General features: G+C 68.4%; 18 protein-coding genes. 5 read left to right on the forward strand and 13 right to left on the reverse strand.

Going from position 1 to position 18027, the window contains the following annotated elements; genetic code table 11:
• Both ASF40_RS00605 and ASF40_RS00610 read right to left on the reverse strand, forming a co-directional pair.
• Positions 1-1035: a LolA family protein gene (locus ASF40_RS00605; protein WP_056364970.1), complete on the reverse strand. Its 1035-nt coding sequence runs from the start codon at positions 1033-1035 to the stop codon at positions 1-3.
• A 178-nt stretch (positions 1036-1213) separates the two neighbouring features.
• Entirely contained in the window at positions 1214-2104 is an 891-nt protein-coding gene (locus ASF40_RS00610; protein WP_056364973.1) for a helix-turn-helix transcriptional regulator, read from the reverse strand.
• A gap of 143 nt (positions 2105-2247) precedes the next feature.
• Here ASF40_RS00610 and ASF40_RS00615 point away from each other — a divergent pair, with 143 nt between their 5' ends.
• The 3 genes from ASF40_RS00615 (at position 2248) to ASF40_RS00625 (ending at position 5302) form a co-directional block, all read left to right on the forward strand.
• A complete protein-coding gene (locus tag ASF40_RS00615; RefSeq protein ID WP_056364976.1) occupies positions 2248-3480 on the forward strand; it encodes an MFS transporter in 1233 nt (410 codons plus the stop codon).
• A 25-nt stretch (positions 3481-3505) separates the two neighbouring features.
• Complete coding sequence (locus tag ASF40_RS00620) at positions 3506-4549, forward strand: alcohol dehydrogenase catalytic domain-containing protein (RefSeq protein WP_056364979.1); 1044 nt, start codon at positions 3506-3508, stop codon at positions 4547-4549.
• A gap of 72 nt (positions 4550-4621) precedes the next feature.
• Positions 4622-5302 (forward strand): DUF2461 domain-containing protein, encoded by a 681-nt coding sequence (locus ASF40_RS00625; protein WP_056364984.1) that lies wholly within the window; start codon positions 4622-4624, stop codon positions 5300-5302.
• Positions 5303-5450: 148 nt separating this feature from the next.
• Here ASF40_RS00625 and ASF40_RS21575 read toward each other — a convergent pair whose 3' ends face one another.
• The 3 genes from ASF40_RS21575 to ASF40_RS00635 all read right to left on the reverse strand — a co-directional run bounded on the left by ASF40_RS21575 (position 5451) and on the right by ASF40_RS00635 (position 8003).
• Entirely contained in the window at positions 5451-5582 is a 132-nt protein-coding gene (locus tag ASF40_RS21575; protein ID WP_268776114.1) for a hypothetical protein, read from the reverse strand.
• Between the two features lie 168 nt (positions 5583-5750).
• Positions 5751-6023, reverse strand: a complete 273-nt coding sequence (locus ASF40_RS00630) for a hypothetical protein (RefSeq protein ID WP_235560082.1) — start codon at positions 6021-6023, stop codon at positions 5751-5753.
• Positions 6024-6329: 306 nt separating this feature from the next.
• Positions 6330-8003, reverse strand: coding sequence for an alkaline phosphatase D family protein (locus ASF40_RS00635; RefSeq protein ID WP_056364990.1), 1674 nt, complete (start codon positions 8001-8003; stop codon positions 6330-6332).
• 182 nt (positions 8004-8185) lie between these two features.
• On the opposite strand from ASF40_RS00635, the gene ASF40_RS00640 reads away from it, so the two are divergent.
• The gene (locus ASF40_RS00640; RefSeq protein ID WP_056364993.1) at positions 8186-9481 is read left to right on the forward strand and encodes a serine/threonine-protein kinase; all 1296 of its coding nucleotides are present in this window, start codon (positions 8186-8188) and stop codon (positions 9479-9481) included.
• Positions 9482-9585: 104 nt separating this feature from the next.
• Here the strand turns inward: ASF40_RS00640 and ASF40_RS00645 are convergent, their stop codons facing one another.
• The 8 genes from ASF40_RS00645 to urtA form a co-directional block, all read right to left on the reverse strand.
• Positions 9586-10176, reverse strand: coding sequence for a TetR/AcrR family transcriptional regulator (locus ASF40_RS00645; RefSeq protein WP_056364996.1), 591 nt, complete (start codon positions 10174-10176; stop codon positions 9586-9588).
• Positions 10176-10739, reverse strand: coding sequence for a TetR/AcrR family transcriptional regulator (locus ASF40_RS00650; protein WP_056364999.1), 564 nt, complete (start codon positions 10737-10739; stop codon positions 10176-10178). Before ASF40_RS00650 ends, ASF40_RS00645 begins: the two co-directional genes overlap by 1 nt.
• On the reverse strand, positions 10739-12472 hold the full coding sequence (locus ASF40_RS00655; protein ID WP_235560083.1) for a purine-cytosine permease family protein: 1734 nt from the start codon (positions 12470-12472) through the stop codon (positions 10739-10741). Before ASF40_RS00655 ends, ASF40_RS00650 begins: the two co-directional genes overlap by 1 nt.
• 46 nt (positions 12473-12518) lie before the next feature.
• Entirely contained in the window at positions 12519-13199 is a 681-nt protein-coding gene (gene urtE, locus ASF40_RS00660; protein WP_056365002.1) for an urea ABC transporter ATP-binding subunit UrtE, read from the reverse strand.
• Positions 13199-14020: an ABC transporter ATP-binding protein gene (locus ASF40_RS00665; protein ID WP_082496774.1), complete on the reverse strand. Its 822-nt coding sequence runs from the start codon at positions 14018-14020 to the stop codon at positions 13199-13201. Before ASF40_RS00665 ends, urtE begins: the two co-directional genes overlap by 1 nt.
• Entirely contained in the window at positions 14017-15153 is a 1137-nt protein-coding gene (gene urtC / locus ASF40_RS00670; protein ID WP_056365005.1) for an urea ABC transporter permease subunit UrtC, read from the reverse strand. Before urtC ends, ASF40_RS00665 begins: the two co-directional genes overlap by 4 nt.
• A complete protein-coding gene (gene urtB, locus ASF40_RS00675) occupies positions 15150-16034 on the reverse strand; it encodes an urea ABC transporter permease subunit UrtB (RefSeq protein ID WP_056365008.1) in 885 nt (294 codons plus the stop codon). Before urtB ends, urtC begins: the two co-directional genes overlap by 4 nt.
• Positions 16035-16138: 104 nt before the next feature.
• A complete protein-coding gene (gene urtA, locus ASF40_RS00680) occupies positions 16139-17440 on the reverse strand; it encodes an urea ABC transporter substrate-binding protein (protein WP_056365011.1) in 1302 nt (433 codons plus the stop codon).
• Positions 17441-17716: 276 nt separating this feature from the next.
• On the opposite strand from urtA, the gene ASF40_RS00685 reads away from it, so the two are divergent.
• Complete coding sequence (locus ASF40_RS00685) at positions 17717-18019, forward strand: urease subunit gamma (RefSeq protein ID WP_056365015.1); 303 nt, start codon at positions 17717-17719, stop codon at positions 18017-18019.
• The last annotated feature ends 8 nt before the right edge of the window (positions 18020-18027 follow it).

Below are 18027 nucleotides of genomic sequence, written 5' to 3' on the forward strand. Positions count from 1 at the left end.
TCAGTCGCCGGCCGCGACGTGTGCGAGGTGATCGGCGCTGACGGCACCCGCGAACACACGGCCGTCTTCCGCGAAGTACACCGTGACGAGCGCCGTCTCGAGCACGCGACCACCCGCGACCGGACGGGTCAGGCTCTCGAGCGTCGCCTGCTGCTGGCTCGTCGCACCCGAGGTGCTGGTGTCGGCCGGCGGCAACTCGACGACAGCGGTCCAGCCTTCGCCATGCACGACCGGCTGATGCGCGGCATCCGTTCCCGTATCGCCCTGACCGGGCGTTGCCCCGTGGTCCGGGGCCGACAGCGTCTTGTTCTCAACGGTGTATCCCGACGCGGGAGTGTACGTGAGCGTCGCGGGGTCGGGCGCCGCGAAAGAGACGTCCATGAACTCGATGTCGAACGCGGGCTGGTCGGCGCCGCGGGCGGTGATGGATGCTGCGAGCGCAGCGCCCGTCTCACCGTCGATCGCGAAGCGCACCTCGCCGACGAGGCTGGCGGCGTCGTCCGGCACGAGCACGAGCTCGTACACGTCACGGCCTGCCACGCGCCCGTCGGTTCCTACCGAGATCTCGGTCGAGTCGCCGAGCTTGGTGAGGGCGTCGTCGAGCATCTGCTGCGGGGTTTGTGCCGTCGCGTCAGGCTGCTGCTGCGGAGCGGTCATGTCGCCGCTCGCCGTGTAGTGCGTCGCAGTCTTGGTCTCGGAGTCGACGAACCAGCCCTCCCCCGCGGCCCGGTCGATGTACACGTCGCGTTCGGCAAGGCGATCGAGCACCTGCACGCGCGACTTGTCGCCATCGAGATAGACCTTGGCCGTATGCGAACCGGTGAGGAGGTCGATGGCGTCGGAGGCGTCTGCGCTCGAATCCGCTGTGCCCGACGGGCCCGTCAGGCTCGACAGGTCAGGCAGACCGAGATCCGACGTCTGCTCGATGGTTCCGGTCATCGCGGTGACATCGCTCGCGGCGGCGAACTCGAGGAGCTCGGCGGGAGTCTTGTCGGGAAGGTTCACCTGGGCATCCGCGGCTGCCGGGATGACCACGGCCGCAGTCACAGCCGCGGCCAAGACGAATGCGCCGGCGATCGGGAGCCAACGAGCTGGTGACCGGCGCGGATGCCGCCTATCCATGGGGAAAGCGTACGCCTCGGCGCCGACCCGCGGGCCTATCCTCCTGAGTTCGATACCCCCGGCGATGCCGGCGGGTGCCGGATCCGACCCCCTACGTCGACAGGGTCTCGCCGGGGGCGTTCGTCGCGGCCCAGCTCGCGAGGAGCTTGATCCGGTCCTCGTGAGGGGTGCCCGGCTCGGCGGTGTAGAGGTTCAGGGTCCGCGCCGCGCGGTTCGGGTTGGCGAGCTCGGCGGATTGATAGGTGAGCTCGAGGTTGCCGACGACGGGGTGGCGGAGGCGCTTGAGTCCTTCGTGGCGGCTGCGCACGTCGTGAGAGGACCACAGCCCGGTGAAGTCGTGGCTGCGGGTGGAGAGCTCTCCGATGAGCTCGCGAAGCGCGCGGTCGTTGGGTTCGCGCCCGGCCTCCGCTCGGAGCAGGGCGACCGTGGCGGATGCGCCCCCTTCCCAGTCGACGAAGAAGTCGCGAGCTGCGGGGTCGAGGAAGTGGAAGCGGGCGAAGTTCGCCCGGTCGCCGACGGTGGTGGGGCTCTCGAACATCGGCGCGTGCAGGGCGCGGGCCAGGGCGTTGGTGGCGAGGACGTCGAGCCGGCCGTTGCGGAGGAACACGGCAGACAGCGTCACGGAATCGATCAGCCAGCGGACCGGACCGTCGAGGCCCCCATCCTTGGGACGAGGCTCGCGCCGCACCGTGGGGCGGGCGGCTTTGGCGAGATCGAAGAGGTACTCGCGTTCGTCGTCGTTGAGCTCGAGAGCGCGCGCCACGGCTCCGAGGACCTCTTCCGAGACGCCGGTGATGTGCCCCTTCTCCAGGCGGGTATACCACTCCGTGCTCACCCCGGACAGCACCGCGACTTCCTCGCGACGCAGGCCCGGCACGCGTCGGCGGCTGCCGGCGGGCAGCCCGACCTGCTCGGGGGCGATGCGTCCGCGCCGGCTGACGAGGAAGTCCCGGATGTCATCGCGGTTGCTCGGGCTCTCCATTCCCCCACGGTAACCCCGGGCACGGCTGCGTAGGGGGTGGCGCCTGTACCCCCTATAAGCCCGACCTCCCGCGCATGCGAGCGCCGGGATGTGATGGATGCTGTCGCCGCGAGATCCGCGGACATCCGAAGGAACTGCCACCGATGACCACCGACGGCATCCAGGCCACCCGGCCACGAGAGACCGCCCCGTCGACCGACCCGTCGCGGACGCGACTGCCGCTCGTCGTGTACGTGCTCGCGGTGGGGACGTTCCTGATGCTGACGACGGAGTTCGTGGTTGCCGGCATCCTTCCCGAAGTCGCCACGGATCTGCAGATCTCACTCGCGCAGGCGGGAAGCCTCATCACGGTGTTCGCCGCCGGGATGATCATCGGGGCCCCGATGATGGCGCTGCTCACGATGCGGATGTCGAAGCGACTCACCCTGATCACCGCGATGCTGATCTTCGTCGCGGGGCACATCGCCGTCGCCCTCACCTCGGACTTCGCCATCCTGCTCGGCGCCCGCTTCGTCACCGCGGTGGCGACCGGTGCGTTCTGGGCGGTCTCGGCTGTGGTGGCCACCCGCGCGGCCGGTGCGAGCGCAGGCGCTCGCGCCCTCGGCGTCGTCACCGCCGGCGGCGCACTGGCGACCGTCCTCGGCGTCCCCATCGGCGCGTTCATCGCGCAGGCGGGCGGTTGGCGCACCACCTTCTGGGCGCTCGCCGTCGCCGCCGTCATCGCGACCGTTCTCGTCGCCCGTCTCGTACCCTCGGATGACCCGAACCAGCCTGTCGCGTCACTCCGGCGCGAACTGGGCGGGCTTCGCTCAGGCCGCCTGTGGCTGGCGCTGCTGGCGTGCATCACCACGACCGGCGGAGTGCTGGCCGCATACTCCTACATCGCGCCGATCCTCACCGATCAGGGCGGCGTCGATGCGGGCTACGTCCCGCTCGTGCTCACCGGGTTCGGCATCGGCTCGTTCGTCGGCACGGTGCTGGGCGGCCGCTACGGCGACCGTCATCCCGGCCTCGTCACCATCCTCACTCCCGCCGTGACCACCGCGATCCTCGCGGCGATCAGCGTCACCACGGGCGCTCCGCTCGTCATGACGGGGCTCGTGGTCCTGCTCGGCCTGTTCGGATTGAGCGCTAACGGCGTGCTCATCCATGTCGTCGTCCGCTCCGCCGGGCCGGCCGCGACCCTCGGCTCCGCGCTCGCGGTCTCGGCGTTCAACGCCGGCACCGCCATCGGCACCACGATCGCCGGTGCCGCTCTGTCCAGCCCGCTCGGCGTCCACGGACCAGCGGCCATCGGGGCGGTCATCGTCGCGCTCACCCTCATCCCCACCGTCGCGCTCGCGGTTCTGCGTCACCGCAGCCCCGAGCGCTCCTGACCCCCAACTGCAAAGGAACCCGAATATGCGTGCCACGCTCATGTACGGTGCCGGCGACGTCCGCATCGAGAACGTCCCCGACTCCCGCATCAAGAACCCCACCGACGCGCTCGTGCGGATCACCGCATCCTGCATCTGCGGGTCCGACCTGCACCCCTATCACTCGATGGATGCTGCGGCCGCACCGGCCCGCATGGGTCACGAGTTCATCGGCGTGGTGGAAGAAGTCGGGTCCGACGTCGTGACGGTGAAGAAGGGCGACCTCGTCGTCTCCCCCTTCGCCATCTCCGACAATGTCTGCGAGATCTGCAAGGAGAACCTGCAGACCTCCTGCCTGCACCACGAGGCCGGCTTCTGGGACGGCATCCCCGACGAAGGCGGCCAGGCCGAAGCGGTGCGTGTGCCGCTCGCCGACGGCACCCTCGTCAAGCTGCCGGTGGCCGCCGACTCAACGCTGATGCCGTCGCTGCTCACCCTGTCGGACGTGTTCGGCACCGGCTACCACGCCGCGGTCGCCGGCGGCGTGAAGGCCGGCTCATCGGTCACCGTGATCGGCGACGGCGCGGTCGGACTGCTCGCTGTGCTGTCAGCGAAGCGCCTCGGCGCCGAGCAGATCATCCTCATGGGCCGCCATCAGGTGCGCACCGACCTCGGCAGGGAGTTCGGTGCGACCGGTGTGGTCTCCGCCCGGGGCGAGGAGGGCATCGCCCAGGTGCGCGACCTCACCGGCGGGCACGGCACCCATGTGGTGCTCGAGGCCGTCGGCTACATGGCCGCGTACGAGCAGGCGCTCGGCGTCGTCCGTCGCGGGGGTGTGATCAGCCGCGTCGGCGTGCCCCAGTACGAAGATGCACCGATCGGCTTCGGCAGTCTGTTCCGCCACAACATCCGACTCGCCGGCGGCCCTGCGCCCGTCCGCGCGTACATCGACGAGCTGATGCCCGACATCCTCGATGGGAAGATCGACCCCGGCAAGGTGTTCGACGCCACCACCGACCTCGACGGCGTACCGGCCGGATACCGCGACATGGACCAGCGCACCGCGCTCAAGGTCCTCATCACCCCGTGACCTCGCCGGGCGGCGAGAGCCCGTGGTGCCGGTCGGCTATTGCCCTCGGCATCCGCTCGTTACGATCGGCGGGTGGGATTCGAAGGACTCGATCGCGACGCCGTCTCGTTCTACGCCGAGCTTCGCGCCGACAACACGAAGACGTGGTGGACGGCCAACAAAACCCGCTACGACACGGCCGTTCGCGGGCCGTTCGAAGAGCTCGGTGCGGAACTCGAGCCCGAGTTCGGCGCGGTGAAGATCTTCCGCCCGTACCGCGACGTCCGGTTCAGCGCCGACAAGACGCCCTACAAGCTGCACATCGGCATGGTCTCGCAGGCGCGAGTGGCGCACTATGTGCAGCTGAGCGAGGAGGGCCTCATGCTGGGCGGCGGCGTGTATGACGTGCCGCCCGCGGCGCTGGCCCGCTTCCGCGAAGCCGTCGACGATCCGCGCACCGCCGAGGATCTCGACGCGCTGCTCGCGGAACTGCGCGGCGCGGGCTTCGAGCTCCTCCGCGACGACGCCCTCAAGACCGCGCCTCGCGGCTACCGAGCCGACCACCCGCGCCTCCCGCTGCTGCAGCTCAAACGACTCGCGGTCGGCAGGCGAGAGACTCCCGCCGACTGGATGTGGACGCCCGACGCGTACGACATCATCGCCGACGACTGGCGCACCGTCTCGACCTGGTGCGCCTGGCTGACCGAGACGCTCGGCCCCGAGCTGCTCGAGGCCGCACAGTCGTCGCGGCGGGGTCGCAGCGACCGGACGTGACGACCGCGGCTCAGCACATCGCGGGCCGTGAACCCCCAGACGGCGCGTGCTCCCGTGACGACGATCCCGACTCAGCGAGGTGCGCGCAGGGGGGAGATGCGGAACAACTCGAAGGGCGCGGCCGCCCGCCGATCGCCCCTGTCGGACATCACCAGTCCGCGATCAGGCCCGACCTGATCATTTCGGCGCGCAGGTCATCTTCGAGGTCGTCGGCCTGATCACGCAGGGAATGGTCGTGGTCGTCCCGGCTGCTCGCTGCGATCGCGCCTGATCTGGCCATCTCGTCGGTACCTCCATGATGTGAACGGTTCCACTCTCACCGATCACGCGTAGCCGAGGTCGGGGGTTGACAGCGCTTCTGACGTTCGCAAACGGTGGCTGAGGCGGTCCGCCCCACCGTCGCCGCTCGGTGGCAGCGGCACCCACCACCGGAGCGGCGGCGGTTGCATCAGGCGGGGATGCGCTCCCTGACCGGCGGCCGGTGCGGGATCGGAATCGGACGCCGCGCAGCGGGCCGTCGCGGAGCGGTGACCCTGTCGATGACCGCGTCGAGGACGTCAGAGGGGCACATGAATTGCTCCGCGAGCCCGAGGTCGCGCAGCCACACGACGTCGTATTCCAGGTCGTCAACCTCATAGACGTGTGCCACCACACGTTCAGGGTGGCTCTCAGGCAGAGAGAGGTCCTCGATCAGCCATTTGATAGAGGAGACCCTGCGCATTTCGAATCGAGGGTTCGGTTCAGTTGACATTGTTCGCCTCCGATCTGGATCACCCAGCAGAAAGCGCCCGCTTGTCACGTCCGCAGCACTCACGTCACCGTGCGACTGCCCGCAGGACGGACTCCCAGAACCCCGGACGTACGAACGCGATCACTCCCGCCGGAATGTGGTCACTTCAAGGATAGGAAGCTGGGTTGGCACTCTCAAGAGGTGAGTGCCAACTCTTCCGCGCTTGCCAGAGGTTCTCGCGGAGGGTCGACGAGTTCGAGCCCCACGCACGCCGGAGCCGAACTCGTCCGCAGCCGCTCAGGACGAAGCTCTGGAGTCCCTCTTCGCGGGCACCGTGATGGCTGCCACCTCCTCGAGACGAGGATGCCGTTCGTCCCCGTTCTCGACCACCCCGGTGTGCCATGTCATCGTGAGTCCATCGGGTCCGTCCTGCAGCAGCGCGAGGTTGTTGTCGAACCACGGACCCTCTACCGTCCTCCAGCGGAAGGGTGGGTCGGGAACCTTTGCGGAATGCGCGGCTGCAGCGCCCAGCGGCGTCGCTGCGCCGTACGACATCGCCACCGAGAACCAACGCAGGAAGCGGGGCAACGGATTTCGAACCGGTGAGCAGACTGCCTGCAAGATGCGACTGCCGTCCTGGCGCTCTACCTCCGCCAGGTACGAGTAGTGCACGTCGCCGGAGAGGAAGGTCACCGTCAGCGGCGACGGGCCGCGGGTGCCGTCCGCGAGCTCCGTCGCAATCCCCGCAACCGCCTGGAAGCTGTTCTGGAACGCCGCCCAGTGCTCCAGGTCGAATGCCTGCCGCAGCCGTTCCCCGACCCACGCGGCCGGTCGACCCCAGGCGCCCTGTGCGATCGCCTCATCCCATGCCTCGACATGGTGCAAGCCCAGCGGCAGAAGGATCGGGAGCGAGGTGGCGACCAGAACGTGGCGGAATCCGCCCCGCATCTGACGGTCGAACCACGCCAGCTCTTGACCGTTGAGCAGTCCTCGAGCCGAAGGCGTGAGATCTCTCGAGACGCGTGAATCCAGGACGATCAGCCGCGTTCCATCGAAGTCCCGGGAGTAACTCCAGCGATAGCTGTCGGGGTCCTTGTCGCACCGGTCAGCGAACTCGTCCAGCGCAGTGCTCAGGTCGGGAGAAGGGGCGTCGTGGCGCCGCCCGATGACCTGCTGCCACATCTGGTCAGCGGCACGTTCCCGGGGGGACAAGTTGCCGAGGTGCTGGTACACCCAGTACGACGCCAAGCCGGCGACGATGCGCTCGTGCCACCAGGTGGTGGCTTGCATCTTCCGCTTCCAATCGAGCGAGGCGTTCCAGTCATCGCGGATGTCGTGGTCATCGAAGATCATCGCGCTCGGCACGCAGGAGAGCAGCCACCGATTCGCGTCGTCCGACCAGGCCAGTTGGTACAGATGGGCGTATTCTTCGAAGTCTTTGAGCTCCTTGCCCGGTTCCTCGCGGATGTCGCGGCGGCTGCGGATGAATGCCTGCATCTCCTTCGTGGTGGAGTCGGCGTACACCTGGTCGCCGAGCAAGAGCAGCATGTCCGGTCGGTCCACGCGGCCGTCGGCCACCGCGAGCGCAAAGGCGCGCAGCGAGTCGACGCCGTGGGTTCGGTTGCCTGACCGGTCGTGCGGGACGCTGGTACGGCACGATCCGTAGGCGATCCGCGACCGTTGCCCGGGCGTACGCGCGGCGATCACTGATGCCGGATACTCAGAGCCTGGCTCCGGCCAGACCGAGACCCCGTCGATCTCGACCTCGTACGGTGAGACGCTTCCGGGCTCGAGCCGGTCGACTTCAACGAGCGCGTAATGGTGGCCGTGCACGGCGAAGCTGCGGGCCTGCCACGATCGCCCCTCGGCATGGACACTCACCAGACATTCGGCTCGCGTCTCCACCCAGATGGCGGCCGACGTCTCATCGACATAGCGCAGCATCGGCCCCAACACCAGCGGGGATCCCATGGACCCGTTCTACCGTGGTCACACCCCAGCGGCCAGAGGTGCCTGCATCGACCGCGCCCTCGAGCGCCGCCGTCGTCATCTCTCACGGCTGCGCGGAACCGTCAAGGGCACGGCGCGGTACCTGCGCAGCGGGTAGCGTCGAAGGGGCTGTCGCGGGCTCGGTCCGCGGCGAGGAGGAACCGATGGCAGACGCGAACGCCGACGACACGGCGCCGCTGATCGACGGCCGCTATCGACTCGGCGACCTCGTGGGCGAAGGCGGCATGGCCCGCGTCTACCGCGCGGAGGACGTTCTGCTGGGCCGCACGGTGGCGATCAAACTCATCCGGCCAGGAATAGACGGCGCTTCGTCGGAGCGCGCGCGCAGCGAGATGACGGTGCTCGCTTCGCTGAACCACCCGTCGCTCGTCACACTCTTCGATGCCAGCCTCGTGCCCGGTCAGCCCGAGTACCTCGCCATGGAGTTCGTCGACGGCCCGACCCTCGGGGCTCGACTGGCCTCGGGTGGACCGCTGCCACCGCACATCGTCGGTCACCTCGGGGCCGAGCTCGCCGAGGCCTTGCACGTCGTCCACAAGGCCGGCGTCGTGCACCGCGACATCAAACCCTCCAACGTGCTGCTGAGCCCGCCGCAGATCCCGGGCGCGCGCCCGCGCGCGAAGCTCGCCGACTTCGGCATCGCCTACCTGCTCGACACGTCGAGGATCACCTCGCCGGGGCTGGTGATCGGAACGGTGGCCTACTTGGCCCCCGAGCAGCTCCGCGGTGACCCGCCCACACCCGCGGCCGACATCTACTCGCTGGGTCTGGTGTTCCTCGAGGCGCTCACGGGCGAGCGGGTGCACCCGCAGGGTGGCGGCATGGCAGCCGCGGTGGCTCGCCTCGAGAGCCGGCCCGAGATCCCCGCCTCTCTGGATGAGCCGTGGATCGAACTGCTGACACGGATGCTGCATCCCGATCCTTCGCAGCGACCGACCGCCGCCGAGGTCGCGGCTGCGACCGGCAGCCTCGCGCAGCACACTCCTGCTGCCGGGTCGTTCGCCGCGACGACCGGGGCCACAGTTCCGTTCACGGCGCCGACGCTGATCGCTCCAGCCGGGGGCGTCATCGCTGCCTCGTCCGGGCGAGCAGAAGCGGCAGCCCTCGCGCCGGACGCAGCCGGAAACAAGGCCCGACGCAAGCGCCTCATGGCCACACTTGCGGGCGCGCTTGCGGCCGTTGCCGTCCTCGTCGGAGCGGTCGCCGGGATCGCGGCGCTCAATCAGCCGGAGCCCGCGCCGGCGCCCGTGGTGACGACCCCGGCAGCGCCCGACCCGTCCGACTCCCCGCCCGCCGAGGTGAACACCGGGACCGGGGGCGGCGAAGACTCGGGCGTGACCGAGGAGGAGCGTAAGCAGGCTGAGCGGGAGCAGCGCAAGCAGGCCCAAGAGGAGGAGAAGCGGCTCAGGGAAGAGCAGCGGGAGGACGACGACGACTGATCGCCACGCAGAGACCGTGCGACGGTCGGCCGGCCTTCATCACGTGAGGATCTTCCGTCTCGAGGCAAGCGGGCGTCGGTCGCCGGTCCGCCCCAGGGCCCCACTTACGGTCGCGTCCCGTGAGCGCCACCGAGATCGCGGACCGGGTCCAGGATCGCTTCCGCGGCCCAGGTCGCGGCGTCGGCGATGTCGCGGCCGCTCATCCCGAGTTCGCGGCGCATCGTCACCCAGGTCGCCGAGGAGTCGAGGTGGCACAGCGCCGCCACGACGGCCCGGCGATCGTCGTCGCCCAGCGACGGCACCTCGCGGCGCAGCATCCCGTCGAAGTCCTCGCGATGGGGTGCCGGGTCGGCGCCGTTCACACCCCGCATCGCCGTCTCGGCGACGACGTGCGCCAGTTCGGGCCGGCGGTCGTACGCCTCCATCGCCTCGCGTATCGCGATCGGCACGTCGAAGATCGAGTCCGACTCCGCGCGCGTGAAGATCGTGCGCTCGATCCACGCCGACGTCGCGAGCAGAAGGTCGACGCGCGTCGGGTAGTAGCGGAACACGGTGCGCTCGCCGACGCCCGCGCGCAGCGCGATGAGTCGGAACGAGACGTCGTCGGTGCCGACCTCCTCGATGAGCTCGGCGTAGGCGGCGAGGATCGCCGCCTGCGTCCCCGAGACCTGAGACGCCGGTGGAGGCGTCGCCATCACGCCGACCGATTCGCCTCGGTCGCGGCGGGCAGCACCCGCCGCAGGGCGAGATCGAACACCCCGAACGTCTCGTCGGCGCTCATGTCGAAGCCGGTCCGCATCCGCGCCCAGAACATCGGCGAGACGAAATAGCGGAGGGATGCTGCGGCCCGTCGCGCGTCACGACGGTTCAGGCCCGGCGCCACGGCGTCGATCATCGAGACGATCGCCTCTGTGATCGGCGCGGCAGGGTCATCCGCGGTCGGAGAGAGGGCACCCCCGCGGGCGGCGACGAAGGCGAACGCCGGTTCGGCGTCGTAGGCGCGCAAGCGTGCCTGCACCGCGTCACGGAACTCTGTCGCCGTGCGGAACTCCGGGACCGGGAAGTGCTCCGCCTCGATCCAGCGCGCGAGGGCCTCGAGCAGGTGCGACCTCGTGGGAAATCGACGGTAGATCGTGCGCTCGGAGACCCCGGTGGCCTCGGCGAGCTCGAGGTAGGAGACGTCTTCGAAGGTGCGCTGCCGCAGCAGCAGGGCCGCGCTCGCGAGGATCGCAGACGGGGTGTCGACGATCTCGTCCATCACAGCATCCTTCCCCGCCCGTCTGGATGGAGCGTGGTGGCCGGCTCAGCCGGGAGGACGTACCGGTCGGAGTCATCGAGCGTCAGCGCCAGGGACGAGACGAACTGCAACTCGCCCCGTGGTCCTGACTCGGCCGAGGCCAGCATATCCGGCCGCTCGAACGTGTAGCCCGTGACATGGCAGCGCAGCCGCTCCCCAGACGGATTGCCCTCGCTGTCGAGGATCGGGCTCGGGATGCCGTCCGATGTCCGTCGCAGGTAGTAGCGCCCACGGGTCGCGATCGCCATGAGAGGCGTGACGACGACGGCGACGCCGATCGCGATGAGCACGGAGAAGGGCTGCATCGCCGGCCCGAACGCGCCGGCGAAGCACAGCAGCGAGAGCAGCGAGGCCAGGCCCACCGAGACGGGGCCGACGGGATTCCAGTTGTGGAGCATTCCGCGGCGGAACTCCGGGAAGAGCGGGGAGAGCCGCAGCAGATGCTTGTTGATCACGATGTCGGCCGAGATCGTGACGAACCACGCCATGACGACGTTCGCGTAGAGGCTCAGCACGAAGGAGATGAGGCTGAACACGTCCATCAGCATGAGCGAGAGCGCGATCGCGAGGTTGAAGATCACGAAGACGGTGCGGCCGGGGTAGCGCTTCTTCACCCGCGTGTAGACGTTCGACCAGGCGAGCGAGCCGGAGTACGCGTTCGTCACGTTGATCTTGACCTGCGCCACCACGATGAGAAGCAGGACCAGTGCGAGGGCGATCCAGTCCGGCACCAGGGACTGGTACATGCCCAGGAACTGCTTGACCGGCTCGGCGGCGCGATCGGCGAGCGCCGGGTCGACTTTCGTCACGAGGTAGACGGCGAGGAACAGCCCGATCACCTGCTTCGTCCCGCTGAAGATCACCCACCCGGGACCGCTGAAGACGAACGCAGCCCACCAGGACCGCGAGTTCGCAGCCCTGCGGGGCGGCATGACCCGGATGTAGTCGATCTGCTCGGCGAGCTGCGGAGTCAGCGCGAAGCACACCGCAGCGCTCGCGACGACGGCGCTGAAGCTCACCGTGCCGTCGGAGGCGCCCTCGAACCCGATGAACTCGGTCACCGCATCGGGCTGGGTGAACACGACCCAGATGAGCGGGAGGAGGGCGAGCGCGAGCCAGAGAGGCGTGGTCCAGAACTGCAGCCGCTCGAGCGCGCGCATGCCGTAGATCACGATCGGGATCACGACCACCGTGGAGATCACGTAGCCGACCGGCAGCGGGATGCCCACCGCGACCTCCAGGCCCTGGGCCATGATCGCGCCTTCGAGCGCGAAGAAGATGCACGTGAAGCCCGCGAACACCACCGTCGTGATGATCGAACCGTGATACCCGAAGCCCGAGCCGCGGGCGATGAGGTCGAGGTCCAGGTTGTAACGCGCCGCGTAGTACGCGACGGGGAACCCGACCACGAAGATGATGACGGAGGCGAGCAGGATGCCGAGCACGGCGTTCGTCGTGCCGTGCTCGAGGCCGACGCTGGCGCCGATCGAGAAGTCCGCCAGGAAGGCGATGGAACCGAGCGCGGTGCCGCCGACGGAGAGAGCGCTCCAGCGACGGAACGAGCGCGGCACGTAGCGGAACGCGTAGTCCTCGAGGCTGTCTTCGGCAGCGGAGCGTGCGTCCCCGCCCCGCGCGCCGGCTCTCACGCCCAGCGCATGCACACTCACCTCCAGCGCTTCCACTGTCTGGATCATGCCGGAGGCGTGTTTCGTGCGCGTTGCCGCGGAGAATCCATCTGATTCAGATCGCCATCGCGTCACGCACCGTGTCGATGGCGGCGGCTCCCCCCTGTCCGGTGATCGTGATCCGGCCGGACTGCAGCACGTAGAACGTGTTCGTGGACCTCAGCGCGAAGCCGACGTGCTGCTCGACGAGGAGGACCGAGAGGTCGCCGCGCCGGGTGAGGTCGATGATGACGCGCTCGATGTCGGCGACGATGTTCGGCTGGATGCCTTCGGTGGGCTCATCGAGCACGAGGAGTTTCGGCTTCGTCAGCAGCGTGCGGGCAATCGCGAGCTGCTGGCGCTGCCCGCCCGAGAGCAGTCCGGCACGCCGTCCCAGCAGCTCCTTCAGCACCGGGAAGAGATCGAAGACCTCGTCGATGTCGGACTGCCGCTTCGCGACCAGCTGCAGGTTCTCGAGCGTCGTCATCCGCGGGAACGACTGCTGCCCCTGGGGGACGTACCCCAGTCCGCGCTGCACGCGTTTGGAAGGCGGCATCCGTGTGACGTCCTCGCCGTCGATCAGCACCTGACCGCTCATCACGGGAATCAGTCCCGTAGCCACGCGCAGCAGGGTCGTCTTGCCCGCGCCGTTGTGCCCCATGACAGACACCGCCTGAGCGGTGGGGATGTCCACGGTGACGTCGTGCAGCACCTTGGTGCGCCCGTATCCGGCGGTGACTCCCTTGATCTCGAGCATCAGTGATCGCCCTTCCCCTCGACGGCGGCGTCCGCGGCCGACCCGAGATAGACCTCCTGGACCCGCTTGTCGGCCTGCACCTGTTCGACCGTCCCGGCCGTGAGGAGCTTGCCCATGTGCATCACGGTGACCCACTCGGCGTAGTTGCGGACGAAGTCCATGTCGTGCTCGATGACGATGATCGTGCGCTCGTCGCCGATGCGGCGCAGCAGCTGCCCCGTCTCGTCGCGTTCGTCAGCGTTCATGCCGGCGACAGGCTCATCGAGGAACATCACTTTCGCGTCCTGCACGAGAAGCATGCCGATCTCGAGCCATTGCTTCTGGCCGTGCGCGAGCGTTCCCGCCGGCTTGTCGCGCAGGGCGGTCAGCCCGATCGTCTCGAGTGCCTCCTCGACATACGAGGGCACGCCGCGACGCGTGAGCGGCAGCCGCCACGCCTTGCGGTGAACCCCGCCCGCGATGTCGAGATTCTGCAGCACCGAGAGCTCGTCGAACACGGTCGCGGTCTGGAACGTGCGCCCCACACCCGCCCGGATGATCTTGTTCGTCTTCATGGACAGCAGGTCCATGCCGTCGTACATCGCGGTGCCCGTGGCCGGGACGAGCCCGGTCAGCGCGTCGACGAGCGTGGTCTTGCCGGCGCCGTTCGGCCCGATCAGGAAGTGCACCTGTCCCTTGAGCATGAGCAGGCTCACGTCACTCACGGCAGTGAACGCGTCGAAGGTCACCGTGAGATTCGAGACCTTCACGGAGGTCTCGGCCTCAGGAGTCAGGGGCTCCCCCGCCTCGGCAAGGGGAGGCGTCGCGTCGGTCCCGCTCATACTGCCAGCCCCCTGTCGGCCTTGGTGCGCCTGCCTGCGGTGCTCCGCGCGGCGGTCCACATCCTGCCGATGAGCGAGGCGAGCCCGTTCGGGAGGAACAGCGTCACCACGATGAACAGCAGTCCGAGGATGTAGATCCAGCCCTCGGGCCAGCTCGATGCGAGGCTGGACTGCCCCCAGCCGATAGCCATCGCCCCGAGCACCGGGCCGAAGAGCGAGGCACGCCCACCGAGGGCCACGCCGGCGATGAAGAGGATGGACGCGGACGCGCCGATCTCCTGCGGGGTGATGATGCCGACGAGGGGCACGAACATCGCCCCGCCGATGCTCGCCATCACCGCAGCGATGACGAAGGCGACGAGCTTGATGTTGGCCGGGTCGTACCCGAGGAACCGCACGCGGTCCTCAGCATCACGCGTCGCGAGCAGGAGCTCGCCGAACCGGCTGCGGTAGAGTTGCCACGCCACCAGCATGCACACGATCAGCAGGCCCACCGTGATCATGTAGATCATGAGCTTGTTCGCATCGTCGTTCAGGACGTAGCCGAAGAAGTACTTGAAATCGCTCAGCCCGGTGTCGCCGCCGGTCTCACGGATCGTCGAGCTGACGAGCACCGCCAGCGCGACGGCGAGCGCCTGGGTCAGGATCGCGAAGTACGCCCCCTTCACCCGGCGCTTGAACAGCGCGAAGCCGAGAACCCCTGCGACGATCACCGGCAGGAGCACGATCGCCAGCACCGTGAACAGCTCGCTGCGAAACGGCTCCCAGAACGCGGGGACGGCAGCCAGCGGGTCGTACAGGATCATGAACGTGGGGGTCGCGTCCGGTCCCGCGGTCTCGAGCGTCATGTGCATCGCCATCGAGTAGGCGCCGAGAGCGAAGAAGACGCCCTGCCCCATGACGAGCATGCCGCCTCGGCCCCATGCCAGTCCGATGCCCACCGCGACGATCGCCCACGCGCAGTACTTGCCCAGGTTGTTGATCCAGTGCATGGATAGCACGGAGGGGGCGACCGCCAGAAGGAGCACCGCGAACACCGCGATACCGATGAGTGACAGCCGCGGGCTGCGATTGCGCGTCACGGGCTTCGCGAGATCGGGGCTCGCGAGTTCGATCTTCGTCAGCTCGGTCATGCCAACCCCCTCGTGCGGACGGTGAAGAGCCCTTGCGGGCGCAGCTGCAGGAAGATCACGACGAGGACGAAGGCGAGCACCTGCGCGAGGCTGCCGCTCGTCCAGTCCGCGAAGAACGCCATCGCGACGCCGATCACCCATGCGGCGATGACCGTGCCCTTGATCTGGCCGATCCCGCCGGCGACCACGACCAGGAAGGCCGGGATGATGTATTGGACTCCCATCTGGGAGTTCGTGCCACCGATCAGCGATGCGGCGACTCCGGCCACCCCGGCGAGCCCGGACCCGACGAAGAACGTGATCCGGTCGACGTTGCGCGTGCGCACGCCGACGGTCTCTGCGAGGTCGCGGTTCTGCACGGTCGCCCGGATGCGGCGACCGAACGACGTGTACTTGAGCCAGGCGGCGAGCGCGCCGACGCAGATACCGGCAAGCGCGATCGTGAATGCCTGGCGGAGCGGCCACGCGTAGCCGAACACGTCGATCTGGCCCTGAAGCCACCCCGGATTCTCCACGGGGACGCCCTGGGCCGGGAAGATCTGGAGGGCGACCTGCTGCAGGATGAGCGAGACGCCGACCGTGGCCAGCAGGGTGTCGAGCGGCCGGCGATACATCCACTGGATGATGCTCACTTCGAGCAGCAGCCCGAGAAGACCGGCCACGAGGAACGCCGCAGGCAGCGCGAGAGGGATCGAGATGTCGCTGGAGGGCACGACCAGCTGGGTCAGATAGGTGACGAAGGCGCCCACCATGATGAACTCGCCGAGCGCCATGTTGATCACCCCCATCTGACCGAAGATGAGCGTGAGCCCGAGCGCTGCCAGCAGCAGCAGCGCACCCACGGCGCTGCCGTTCAGCAGCGGGGGGATGAGTGCATCCATGCGAGGTCACTCCCTTCTGTGCGAATGGGTGTGTGGAAGGGGGGATGGATGCTGAGGCCCCGTGCCGTGCGTGCGGCACGGGGTCTCAGCATCCGTTGCGAGAATCAGCCGGCGGCAGCCACGAGCGACTTGCGGACGTTCTCGGGGAACCAGTCGTACTCCTCGAGGTACGGGTCCGGCTCGATGAACTCGTCGGAGGCCCAGACGATGTCGAACTGGTTGTCGGCGTTGATCTTGCCGATGTGGCCCGGCTTCGAGATGTGGTGGTTCTCACCATCGAGGGTGACGACGCCCTCCGGCGCGTCGACGGTGATCTCGTTGTCCACCGCGGCGTCGTTGATCGCGTCGACGTCGAACGAACCGGCGGCCTCGACGAGGGCCTTGTAGAGGTAGAGCGAGATGTAGGCGGCCTCCATCGGGTCGCTGGTCACGCCGCTCGAGCCCGGGTAGGCCTTCCACGCCTCGATGAACGCCGGGTTGTTCGGGGTGTCGAGCGACTGGAAGTAGTTCCACGACGCGTAGTTGCCCGTGACCTCGTGCCCCATCGCGGGCGCCTCCTCCTCGGCGATCGACACCGAGATGATCGGGGTCGTCTCCGGCGTGAGGCCGGCGTCGTAGTAGGCCTTGATGAAGCCGACGTTCGAGGAGCCGTTGATCGTGTTGAAGATGAAGTCCGGCTTGGCCGCGGCGATCTTGGCCACCTGAGTGGTCCAGTCGTCCTTGTCGAGCGGCACGTACTCCTCGCCGACGATCTCGATGCCGAGCTCCTCGGCGTACAGCTTGATGATCGCGTTCGCGGTGCGCGGGAAGACGTAGTCGGAGCCCGCGAGGAACAGCGTCTTCACGCCCTGCGAGGCGAGGAAGTCCATCGCCGGGATGATCTGCTGGTTGGTCGTCGCGCCGGTGTAGTAGATGTTGGGCGATGCCTCGAGGCCCTCGTACTGCACGGGGTAGAAGAACAGTCCGTTGTGCTCCTCCACGACCGGCTTGACGGCCTTGCGCGACGAGGAGGTCCAGCCGCCGAAGATCGCGGCGACGCAGTCCTGCGTGAGCAGCTTCTCGGTCTTCTCCGCGAAGGTGGGCCAGTCGGTGGCGCCGTCCTCCTGGATGTACTCGATCTGCTTGCCGAGGATGCCGCCGTCGGCGTTGATCTCGTCGGCGGCCATGTGCAGCACGTTGGACACCGTCTTCTCGGAGATCGCCATGCCCCCGGTGAGGGAGTTGAGGAAGCCGAGCTTGATGGTGTCGCCGGACGTGTCGACGCAGCTCTCGGCGGCCGCGGCCGACTCGCTCGGGGCTGCGTCGCCGGCGCGGCTGCCGCAGCCGGACAGGACCAGGGCGGCGCTCGTGACGAGCGCGCCCGTGGCCAGGATCGCCCGGAGGCGCTTCCTGTGGGTGGTGATCATGCTGTGCTCCGTTTCGGGGGTGATGCGGTGCGTGTCAGGTGTGATGCGGTGCGGGTGCAAGCCGAGCGCATGGGCGCTGCGGGTGGTCCCACGATGGAGTCACGGCATTACATTGCCATTGCTCTCATATGTCGAGGATGTAAAAGGTGCGACAGCCGAGGTTGCCGAATCCGTTGATTTTCCGGGGTTCAACGCTGGCCACTCGCGCGCGAAAGAATCTCACTGCGCCAGCGCGATGGCAGACTTCTGACACGCATCCACGAGGAGGGAGCACCCCTGCACCTGTCACCCGCCGACACGGAGAAGCTGCTGCTCGCTGTCGCGGGCATGGTGGCGCGAGATCGCAGGGAGCGCGGCGTCAAGCTGAACCATCCCGAGGCGGTCGCGCTGCTGTCCACGTGGGTCATCGAGCGCGCCCGCGACGGCGCGGAGGTGGCTCAGCTGATGGCCGAGGGCCGCACCGTGCTGAGCCGGGACGACGTGATGGACGGCGTCGCCGACATGCTCGCCGACGTACAGGTCGAGGCGACGTTCCCCGACGGACGCAAGCTCGTCACCCTCCACCACCCGATCGACTGAGGAGCAGC

The organism is Microbacterium sp. Leaf288, assembly GCF_001422925.1.
Lineage (GTDB): Bacteria > Actinomycetota > Actinomycetes > Actinomycetales > Microbacteriaceae > Microbacterium.